The 10,327-nt window shown below is 31.5% G+C and carries 9 protein-coding genes (1 of these 9 only partly in view); 8 read left to right on the top strand and 1 reads right to left on the bottom strand.

Features of this window, described 5'->3' with window-relative positions; all coding sequences use genetic code 11:
• Window positions 1-4 carry the beginning of an anthranilate synthase component I family protein gene (locus tag B3R94_RS00030; protein ID WP_291097786.1) on the bottom strand. It extends 1,352 nt beyond the left edge of the window, so the window shows 4 of its 1,356 coding nt (coding positions 1-4); the start codon lies at window positions 2-4; the stop codon falls past the left edge of the window.
• Window positions 5-229: 225 nt separating this feature from the next.
• On the opposite strand from B3R94_RS00030, the gene B3R94_RS00035 reads away from it, so the two are divergent.
• From B3R94_RS00035 to B3R94_RS00070, 8 genes are all read left to right on the top strand, one after another.
• Window positions 230-1,006: an enoyl-CoA hydratase/isomerase family protein gene (locus B3R94_RS00035; protein ID WP_291075931.1), complete on the top strand. Its 777-nt coding sequence runs from the start codon at window positions 230-232 to the stop codon at window positions 1,004-1,006.
• A 64-nt stretch (window positions 1,007-1,070) separates the two neighbouring features.
• Window positions 1,071-1,847: a hypothetical protein gene (locus tag B3R94_RS00040; protein ID WP_125349992.1), complete on the top strand. Its 777-nt coding sequence runs from the start codon at window positions 1,071-1,073 to the stop codon at window positions 1,845-1,847.
• 13 nt (window positions 1,848-1,860) lie between these two features.
• On the top strand, window positions 1,861-2,565 hold the full coding sequence (locus B3R94_RS00045) for an SDR family oxidoreductase (RefSeq protein WP_038330800.1): 705 nt from the start codon (window positions 1,861-1,863) through the stop codon (window positions 2,563-2,565).
• A gap of 123 nt (window positions 2,566-2,688) precedes the next feature.
• Window positions 2,689-3,738 carry a glycosyltransferase family 9 protein gene (locus B3R94_RS00050; protein WP_291097789.1) on the top strand — a complete coding sequence of 350 codons (1,050 nt, stop codon included), beginning with the start codon at window positions 2,689-2,691 and terminating at the stop codon, window positions 3,736-3,738.
• Between the two features lie 126 nt (window positions 3,739-3,864).
• Window positions 3,865-4,578, top strand: a complete 714-nt coding sequence (locus B3R94_RS00055; RefSeq protein ID WP_180905753.1) for a glycosyltransferase family 2 protein — start codon at window positions 3,865-3,867, stop codon at window positions 4,576-4,578.
• Window positions 4,578-5,213 carry a lipid-A-disaccharide synthase N-terminal domain-containing protein gene (locus B3R94_RS00060; RefSeq protein ID WP_280050064.1) on the top strand — a complete coding sequence of 212 codons (636 nt, stop codon included), beginning with the start codon at window positions 4,578-4,580 and terminating at the stop codon, window positions 5,211-5,213. The genes B3R94_RS00055 and B3R94_RS00060 overlap by 1 nt, the downstream gene beginning before the upstream one ends.
• On the top strand, window positions 5,197-6,828 hold the full coding sequence (locus B3R94_RS00065) for an ArnT family glycosyltransferase (protein ID WP_291097793.1): 1,632 nt from the start codon (window positions 5,197-5,199) through the stop codon (window positions 6,826-6,828). The genes B3R94_RS00060 and B3R94_RS00065 overlap by 17 nt, the downstream gene beginning before the upstream one ends.
• 93 nt (window positions 6,829-6,921) lie before the next feature.
• Window positions 6,922-10,305 carry a hypothetical protein gene (locus B3R94_RS00070; RefSeq protein ID WP_291097796.1) on the top strand — a complete coding sequence of 1,128 codons (3,384 nt, stop codon included), beginning with the start codon at window positions 6,922-6,924 and terminating at the stop codon, window positions 10,303-10,305.
• The last annotated feature ends 22 nt before the right edge of the window (window positions 10,306-10,327 follow it).

A 10,327-nucleotide genomic window follows, 5' to 3' on the forward strand; every position in this document is an offset into this window, starting at 1 on the left:
ACAAAAAAAGGCTTGTCGGTTACGACAAGCCTTTTCTACATATAACTGCATAGAGGTCTTACGAACCAACGTTTTGTTGTTCGATATTCCACCACCAGTTATTTGTAAATAATGTTTTCATTGGGACAAATTTAGGAAGGATTTTGAATTGTACAAATTATTTTTTGATAAATTTTTTAGTTGAGTGAACAATTGATATTTTTGAGTGAATAATAAAAACACAAACAAAATGGAATATAATTATAACAATCTGATTGTTGAAGTAGAAAATAAAATTGCATTAGTTACCTTAAATCGTCCGCAAGCATTAAATGCATTGAACAAAGATTTATTAGATGATATTTCAAACTTTTTTACAGACGCAGATTCTGATCCCGCTATTCGAGTAATTATTTTAACAGGTTCTGGTGAAAAATCTTTCGTTGCTGGTGCTGATATCAAAGAATTTGCAAGTTTTGATGGTCGTCAAGGTGAACAATTAGCTGCAAAAGGACAAGAAAATGTTTTTGATAAAATTGAAAATTCTAAAAAACCTGTAATCGCCGCAGTGAATGGTTTTGCTTTAGGAGGTGGTTTAGAATTAGCGATGGCGTCTCATTTTCGTATAGCATCAACTAATGCAAAATTAGGATTACCAGAGGTTACATTAGGTTTGATTCCGGGTTATGGAGGAACGCAACGTTTGCCAAAATTAATTGGAAAAGGTCGTGCAATGCAAGCAATTATGACAGCAGATATGTTTACAGCTGAACGCGCGCATGAAATTGGTTTAGTGAATGAAGTTGTTGAGCAAGCTGAATTAATTGATCGTGCAAAAGAAATTGCGACTAAAATTTCAAAAAATTCTTCTGTAGCGATTCGTCACGCGATTCGAGCAATTAATGCGTCAGATAAAGACAATGGTTTTGAAGTTGAAATTGAAAGTTTCGGAAATTTATTTGACGAAGAAGATTTCAAAGAAGGAACAACTGCTTTTGTTGAGAAAAGAAAACCTAATTTTAAGTAAATTTTAATTTAAAATAGTTCATATAAAAGCTTCAAGATTACTTGAAGCTTTTTAATTTTACATCATGAAAAAAATAGTTGTTGGATTCATTTTGATGATGAGTTCTATTGTGTTTTCACAAGAAATTTATCAAGTTATAGCGCAAGAAGGATTGACAGTTAGAACAAGTCCGAATGGAAAACGAATTGGTAAAATTCCGTATGGATATCCTGTTAAAATTTCAGAAAAAGGTGAAGCGTTTGCAATTAAAGATAATGGGAAAGCAAAAAGTGGAAACTGGGTGAAATTAGATGTTAGCTCGTCTAAATTAATTTTGGATGAAGGAGTTAATGATTCTTCTGCTCAAGGCGATTTGTATGCGTTTAGTGGTTATTTAATCACACAACAAAATTTTGTCAATCAATTCGAAACAGAAATTTCTACACATCCAGCTTTTAGCGAATTTTATTTAGCAACAGCTTACAAATGTTTCGCAATTAAAGGCGACTTTTTTGGTGACGGTGTGGTGGATTATTTATATAGAATGATTGATACAAAAGGAAATATCCGTTTATTTATTGTGAATAATATGAAAAAAGGAAGTCAAATTTATGGTTTGGGAGGAGCAAAAGATCCGTTCAAAATTACAAATTATGATTTCGGAACGTTGATGATGATTCCAAAAGGAACGCCACTTTATTCGAATTATAAAGATGGAGTGAAACGAAATTTAAATGGAGTTTCTAAAAATGAAATCGTAACTTTAGATTATGATGCGATTTATGTGCATCAAGATAACGCAAAAGAAGGCGGATTTATTTACCGAAAAGATGGTAAATGGAATTGGCTGAACCAAAAATAAAACTAAAATAATTATGCAAAATATAGAAGGTAAAGTAGCTTATATAACGGGGGGAACAAAAGGAATTGGATTAGGAATTGCAAAATCATTGGTAGAAAATGGTTTGAAAGTGGCAATTTCTGGACGAAACATTGATGATGTTGAAAAAGCTCGTCATTATTTAGGAAATCAAAATGTATTGGCTATTCAGTCGGATGTGAGACATTTCGAAGATGAACAAAATGCAATTGAGCAAATTATTTCTGCGTTTGGACGTTTGGATATTGTGATTGCAAATGCTGGTTTAGGAAAATTTGCGCCAGTTGATGAACTTTCTTTAGAAGATTGGAATGCGATGATTGATACTAACCTGACAGGAGTTTTTCATACAATAAAAGCGTCTGTTGAAGCACTAAAAGTTTCGAAAGGATATTATATTTCGATTGCTTCTTTGGCGGGAACAAATTTCTTTGCGAATGGAGCGGGTTACAATGCTTCGAAATTTGGCGTTGTCGGTTTTACCCAAGCAGCGATGTTAGATTTGAGAAATTATGATATCAAATGTACAACGATTATGCCTGGTTCTGTGACTTCAAATTTTAATGATCATGTGCCAAATTCTGAGGATGGATGGAAAATTCAGCCCGAAGATTTAGGACAAATGGTAGTTGATTTGTTGAAAATGAATCCAAATGTTTTGCCAAGTAAAATAGAAGTTCGCCCTACGAAAACAAAATAATTTAAAGATCTCGATAAGAGATCTTTTTTTATGAAAAAAATATTTCGTAATTACCAATAGTTTACATAGTTTCGTGGAAAAATAAGAATACAATAAAGGTATTTTTTTAACGAGCACTTTTTAATGAATTTTAAAAAATCAGTCAATCATTTTCGTCGTACAATTATGCGTCGATTAACAGGAGGAATAGGTGATGGTAATTTGCCAAAGATAGACAAAGAAAAACCTCTTGAACTTAATAGAGTACTGATAAACAGACCCAATCAGCGTTTAGGAAATATTCTATTGATTACACCTTTGATTCAGGAAATTATCCGATATAATCCTGGTGTTAAAATTGACTTATTTGTAAAAGGTAAGGTTGCTCCGATTATTTTTGAGAACTATCCTCAAGTTGATCAAATTATTGAATTACCTAAAAAACCTTTCAAAGAATTGATTCAATACGCTAAAGTTTGGCTAAAAATCAAAAAAAAGAATTACGATTTAGTCATTAATGTTGATAAAAATTCATCTTCAGGACGACTTTCAACTTCTTTTGCGAATTCTAAGTATAAAATTTTTGGAAATGAATTTGAAATGAATTCGAATCAAGAAATTCATATTCATCAAGCACAATATCCAGTTTATGTGTTTAGAAAATTCTTAGAATTATTTAAAAATAAAGAAGGAAATTTAGATAATCCAACTCTAAATATTCAGTTAACAGAGCAAGAGTCTACAAAAGGAATAGAAATGTTAACTGAATTGATTCAAGATCCTTCAAAGAAAACACTTGCATTTTTTACGTATGCAACTGGTACAAAATGTTATGATGAAAAATGGTGGACAGAATTTTACAATTTATTTTATCCAAAATATTCGCAAGAATATAATTTAATTGAAATTTTACCTGTCGAAAATATTTCGATGCTAAATCATAGATTGCCTACTTATTACAGTAAAGATGTGAGAGAAATTGCAGCTGTGATGAAAAGTTGCGAATTTGTGATTGCAGCCGATTCTGGTATGATGCATTTGAGTTGTGCAGCGCCTACAAAAACAATTGGTTTGTTTAAAGATCAAAGCTTCTTAGAGCGTTATAAACCTTATGGAATAGGAAATGCTGTAGTCTTGATTAATAATGAAGATAAGGGTATTCTTGTTCAAGAAATGGATAAATTATTGGTTTAAAAAAAAACTGTTTTTTATCATCAAACAAAGTTCGTTTCGATTTGATATGAAATAAATTAGCTTCAACAAAAATATTTTAATTTCGTTTGATTATTTCATAGCTTTGTCCTCTGAAATAATTTAAAAATGTCAACAGAGTTTACAATTATCATCCCAATTTATAATGAGGAAGATAACTTGATAAGATTGGAAGAAACAATGAATCAATATCTGTCAAAGTCAATAAAACGGACTGAAATTTTATTGATTAATGATGGTTCTAAAGACAAAAGTTTGGCTCTTATCAAAGAGATTTGTAATAGAAATCAAGCTTTTCATTATATTTCTTTTGACAAAAATTATGGTTTATCTGCAGCTATAAAAGCTGGTTTTGATACAGTGGAATCAAAATGGGTTGGTTATATCGATGCGGATTTACAGACTGATCCAGAAGATTTCAATAAATTATTAGCGTTAGCAGATCAATATGATTTGGTGACTGGAGTTCGTGCAGATCGCAAAGATTCTTTCGTGAAAAACATGTCATCTAAAATTGCCAATTCTATTCGTAGAGCATTTACTAATGACGGAATGGATGATACGGGTTGTCCATTAAAAGTTATAGATGCTGAAAAAGCGAAGAAAATTCCGATGTTCAAAGGATTGCACCGTTTTTTACCAGCTATGATTTTATTACAAAATGGAACGGTTACTCAAGTTCCTGTCAAACATTTTCCTCGTATCGCGGGCGAATCAAAATTCAATTTATGGAACCGTTTATTAGGACCGTTAATGGATTGTTTTGCATTTGTTTGGATGAAGAAAAAATACATCAATTATAAAATTCAAGAAAGAGCATAATGCCAAATTGGGTTATCATCAGTATTGGTTTTCTTGCACAAGCACTTTTTTCGAGTCGTCTTATTTTACAATGGGTTGTTTCTGAAAAGAATAAGAAAGTTCTTACACCAAAATTATTTTGGGAAGTTAGCTTGTTTGCATCTGTTTTGCTATTTTTATATGGTTATTTGCGTCATGATTTTTCGATTATGTTGGGACAAACATTGACGTATTATATCTATATCAGAAATATTCAACTTCAAAATCATTGGAAAGAATTTCCGAAAATAGTACGCATTTTCTTGTATGTTTTTCCTGCATTAATTGTTTTATATGGTTTCAATAACGGAATTTTTGATGTAGATTTATTATTCAAAAACGAAAAAATTCCGATGTGGCTTTTATCTTTAGGAGTCGTATCTCAGGTACTTTTCACATTTCGTTTCGTCTATCAATGGATTTATTCCGAACGAAAACACGAATCGCAATTACCAATGGGATTTTGGGCCATTAGTTTAACAGGATCATTGTTAATTTTAACTTACGCGATTATTCGAAAAGATCCCGTTTTATTTGTTGGTCATTTTATGGGATTTATCGTTTATACTCGAAATATATTAATCAAACGAAAAGAAAAAAATGGTTCAGTGGATTAAGCAAAATTCAGTTTTATTTTTAATCATCGTAACAATTTTGATGTTGTTTGTCAATCTTGGTGTTTTACAAACTAACATTATGGAAGCTCGAAATATTATTTCGGCGCGAGAAATGGTCCACGATGGAAATTGGATTTTTACCACGCTTAACGGTTTGCCTCGTTATGAAAAGCCACCTTTACCAACTTGGATTACAGCTGTTTTTGGAAGTGTTTTTGGTTTCGAAAACTTTTTTTGGCTACGCATTCCAGTTGTTCTAATTACCATTTTATTAGTCGTTTGGTTCTATAAAACATTAACGCATTTCGATTTAACAAAACAACAAGTTGTTAATTCTTCATTGGTTTTAATCACTTCATTTTACGTGTTTTTCTCAGGGAGAGATAACAATTGGGACATGTACACGCATAGTTTTGTGATGGGAGCAATATTGTTTTTGGTGAAAGAATTTCAATCATCAAAATTTAATTTATTCAATTTTATTGCTGCATTTTTCTTGTTGGCTTGTTCGATAATGAGCAAAGGTCCAGTTTCGTTGTATGCGTTATTTTTACCTTTTTTAATTGCCTATTTTATTGTTTATAGATACAAATTAGGAAGAAATTTAGGAATTACAATTTTAACGATAATATTAGGTTGTGTTGTAGGATTTGCATGGATGATGTATGTGAAATATTTTGATCCAGAACATTTTTTAGCGGCTTCTCAAAAGGAAGTGAACAATTGGCATAGCTATAATACTCGCCCAATTTATTATTATTGGAGTTTCTTTACGCAATCTGGTTTATGGACAATTCCGGCTTTGGTAAGTTTGATTTATCCCTATCTAAAGAATAAAGTTGCAAACAAAAAAGCCTATCAATTTGCTTGGTTATGGACGATTTTATCGGTGGTTTTATTATCTGTAATTCCAGAAAAAAAATCAAGATATTTATTACCAGTTTTAATTCCTTTAGCGATGAATATTGGCTTTTATATCGAATATTTACGATTAGAATTCAAAAATTTATCAAATAAAACTGAACGATATTTTACCAATTTTGCGTTTGGTTTATACGGAATAATAGGAATCGCAATTTCAGTTGGTGTTTTTATTTATACAAAAGATCGTTTGTCAGAATTTTTGGTTTGGTCGATTCCTTTTGCTGTCGTAGGATTAATTTTAGGAATCTCAATTTTTAAAGGATTAAAGATAAAATCATTCGAACAGATATTTTACTCAACTATTTTATTGATGTGCTCAGTTGTTGCGTTTGGATTTCCACTTTCCAAATTAACTTTTTCCGAAGAATTGTATTCTTCTGCTAAAAATCTGAAAAAATTAGAACAACAAAATCAAATCAAAACATACGAATGGCAAAGTTTTGTTCCTGAAATAGTGTTGGATTATGGGACTTCAATTCCTGCAATTAACGATGGAAAGAAAACTATCTTTCCGAAAGAAGAGAAATTTGGAATGTTAGCAAGTCCGTCAGATTCTACTTTTTTTGCGGATCATTTCAATAATTATTCAATCAAAAAAATTGGTGTGGTCGATTTGAATCATTCTTCAAAAAATCAAAAAAATTATAACGATCGTATCCAAAGAAACTATTATTTGATTCAAAAAAAGTGATTAAATTTCGAGTAAAATTTTTAGCTTAAATTTTCGTTATTCTAATAAAATCTTTTGCAGTTTCGGATTCTATTTTTTCTATGTTTTTGGTTAGTGAACAGTTTTGTTTTTGCTCAACATTTTGGGTGGAAAAATCCTAATTTTAGACAAGATTCTGTTCAACTTTCTGATACGATAAAGCTGCAAAATAAAGGAATTTTGTCAGAAAAATTTCAAATTTTAGATTCAACAGGAAATCCAATTTCAAAAGAATTTTATACGATAAATTTTGAACGAAACGAGGTTTATTTCAATTCTTCAATCGCCAAACAAATGGTGAAAATTCAGTATTTTGTTAATCCAAAATTAGCCGAATCTGTTTTTTATGCCAAAAATCCGAATATCATTGTTAATGATGCAAAACCAGTTGATATTTTTCATCAAATAGAACCGAATTCAAAACAAGCGAACAAAGATGTTTTTGATGGTTTGAATAGTAAAGGTTCGATGGTTCGTGGTATTCGTTTTGGAAATAATCAAAGTGCGTCTGTGCAATCTTCGTTGGATTTGGAATTGTCTGGAAAATTATCGGATGATATTACAGTAAATGCGGCGATTGCGGATAATAATGTGCCAATAGAATCGGATGGATACACGCAAAATTTGCAAGAATTTGATAAAGTTTACATCGAATTAGCCAGTAAAAATTCGAAAATTAGAGCTGGACATATTGATATTAATACCAATCAAGAACGAGATTTTTTCAATCCATTTAATCAAAAAGTAACAGGATTACAATTATCAACTCAGTTGAAAGGCGAAAAATCCTCGACCAATATTTTTTCTTCGGGAAGTATTACACGAGGAGAATTTATGCGCGTTAATTTTGTTGGACAAGACGGAAATCAAGGTCCTTACAGGCTTTCTGGGAAAAATAATGAATTGTATGTGATTATTATTTCGGGAAGTGAAAAAGTGTACATTGATGGTGTTTTGTTGGAGCGAGGCGAGCAAAATGATTATGTGATTAATTATAATACGGGTGAAATTTCTTTTACTTCAAACCGATTGATTACCGCAAATACGCGCATTAATGTGGAGTATTTGTACAATTCTCGAAATTATTCGCAAGTTTTACTTTATGGTGGCGCTGAATACGAATCGGAGAGATTAAAATTGTCAGGTTTTTTCTTTTCTCAAGGAGATTCGAAAAATAATTCGCTTGGAAATGATTTGACAGATGATGAAAAGCAAATTTTAGCAAATGCAGGAAATGATCCAAATAAAATGTACACCGTTTCTGCTGAAAAAACGACTTTTGATTCGAATAAAATCTTGTATCGAAAAGTAAATCAAAATGGCTTAGATATTTTTGAATATTCGACGGATCCAAACGATGAATTGTATCAAGTGGCTTTCACGTATGTTGGCGCTAATCAAGGAAATTATCGACAAATAAATGCGAATCAAAATGGGAAAGTCTTTCAATATAACGAAGCAATTGCTGGAGTTTTACAAGGTGATTATGAACCAATAAAGCAATTAATTTCGCCTAAAAAGTTGCAGATTTATACGTTGAATGGACAATATCAATTGAGAAATAATGGAAATGTTGGTTTTAATTTAGGTTTGAGTAATTATGATCAAAATTTATTTTCATCGATTGATGATCAAAACAATTCTGGTTTAGCAACTCGTGTTTATGGTGAAAAAACATTTTCTTTCAAAAATTGGAAAATTACACCTTATGCGGAATGGAATTTTATTAATAAAAATTATAAAAGTGCAGAGCGTTTACGAGCTGTTGAATTTGCACGAGATTTTAATTTGGAACAAGAATTAAGTGGCGTAAATCAGAATTTTATCACAGCAAAAATCAATTCATCTTGGAAAGAAAAATTTAATGCACAATATAAATTCGATTATCTTGAAAATACTGGTTTGTACAAAGGTTTGAGAAATCAACTTGATGCAAATTATAAAACTGAAAAAGACGAAATCGTTGCGCAAGCAAATATTTTATCAACAAAAGCAACGCTTCAAAATACCAATTTTGCGCGTTATATGGTAGATGGAAAACGAAAAATTGGAAATAAATTTTGGGTTGGAGCGAGAGTTTGGGGCGAGAATAATGACATGGATGATTTGACAAAAAATCAAAAATCAGATTTAAGTTTTAAATGGAATGAATTTCAGTTGAAAGGAGGTTTTGCAGATTCGCTTGGTCATAAAATCGATTTGACGGTTTATCAACGTCAAGACGATTCGGTTCGTTTAGGGACTTGGCAAAATATTCAACAAAGTAAAGGAGCTATTTTTAATTCAACATTAATACAAAAACAAAATCATCAATTAAATTTAAATTTCCATTATCGACGAGTTAATTATCAATTTTTAGATGCGCCGAACGAAGATTTTATGACAGGAAGCGTAAAATGGTACAAAGCTTTTTTCAATCAAGGTTTACAATTAAATGTAGATTATGAAGTGGGAAGCGGTGTGGAACCGCAGCGTGAATTTCAGTATGTAAAAGTTTCGGATGGAATGGGAATTTACAAATGGACGGATTATAACGGCGATGGAATTGAGCAAATTGACGAGTTTGAAGTGGCAGAATTTATCGACCAAGCAAATTATATTCGCGTGTATACGAATACAATCGAGTATTTGAAAACGAATAAAAATCAATTCAATTTTACGTTGCGTTTTCGTCCAAAACAAGTTTTTAATACCGAAAATGAATTCTGGAATCGTTGGATGTTTCAGCAAAATATCTCGGCAAGTAACTCGTTGCGCAAAGAAGGAACGACGTTAGAATGGAATCCTTTTACGAATTCGGCTCAAATTTTAGGTAAAACAAGAAGTATTCGTTCGTCGATTTTCTTTAATCAAGGAACACAATATAAATGGTCGTCAAATTTTATTTACAATCAACAACAATCCCAAACGTATGTTTACACAGGTTCTGAATACCGTGATTCAGACAGTTATTTGTTGCAAGCGCGTTATAAGATTTTGCAAGATCTAATCGCAAGTTTCGATACTGAATATATGGTGATTAACAGCGATTCTGAATTATTTTTGAGTAGACGATATAAGTTAAATAATCTTCGTTTATCACCAAAAATTACGTATCAAACAGAAAAAAATCTTGTTGCGTCGTTGTTTTATAATTATCAAAATAAGAAGAATGTTTCGGGTGAAGAGCAATTAAATCAGTCGGATTTGGGAACAGAAATTCAATGGAACGGTTCGGATAAAATGAGTTTGTTGGGAAGTTTTAGTTTTATCAACAATAAATTTATCGGAAACCAAGAATCTGTTGTTGGAAATCAAATGATGGAAGGTTTGCGCGCTGGAAATAATTTTGTTTGGCAGTTGCAAATCCAACGGCAAATCACAAGTTTTTTGCAATTGAATATTTCGTATGATGGACGAAAAACCGAAGAAAATAAGCCAATACATACGGGAAGTGTGCAAGTGCAAGCGAGGTTTTAAATAATAATAAAAAAACGTTTTG

It is taken from the genome of Empedobacter sp. UBA7611 (assembly GCF_002484365.1).
Lineage (GTDB): Bacteria > Bacteroidota > Bacteroidia > Flavobacteriales > Weeksellaceae > Empedobacter > Empedobacter falsenii_B.

Coding starts and splice junctions, on each gene's coding strand:
- B3R94_RS00045 (WP_038330800.1), top strand. CDS start 1,861: ATGCAAAATATAGAAGGTAAAGTAGCTTATATAACGGGGGGAACAAAA.
- B3R94_RS00035 (WP_291075931.1), top strand. CDS start 230: ATGGAATATAATTATAACAATCTGATTGTTGAAGTAGAAAATAAAATT.
- B3R94_RS00060 (WP_280050064.1), top strand. CDS start 4,578: ATGCCAAATTGGGTTATCATCAGTATTGGTTTTCTTGCACAAGCACTT.
- B3R94_RS00065 (WP_291097793.1), top strand. CDS start 5,197: ATGGTTCAGTGGATTAAGCAAAATTCAGTTTTATTTTTAATCATCGTA.
- B3R94_RS00055 (WP_180905753.1), top strand. CDS start 3,865: ATGTCAACAGAGTTTACAATTATCATCCCAATTTATAATGAGGAAGAT.
- B3R94_RS00050 (WP_291097789.1), top strand. CDS start 2,689: ATGAATTTTAAAAAATCAGTCAATCATTTTCGTCGTACAATTATGCGT.
- B3R94_RS00040 (WP_125349992.1), top strand. CDS start 1,071: ATGAAAAAAATAGTTGTTGGATTCATTTTGATGATGAGTTCTATTGTG.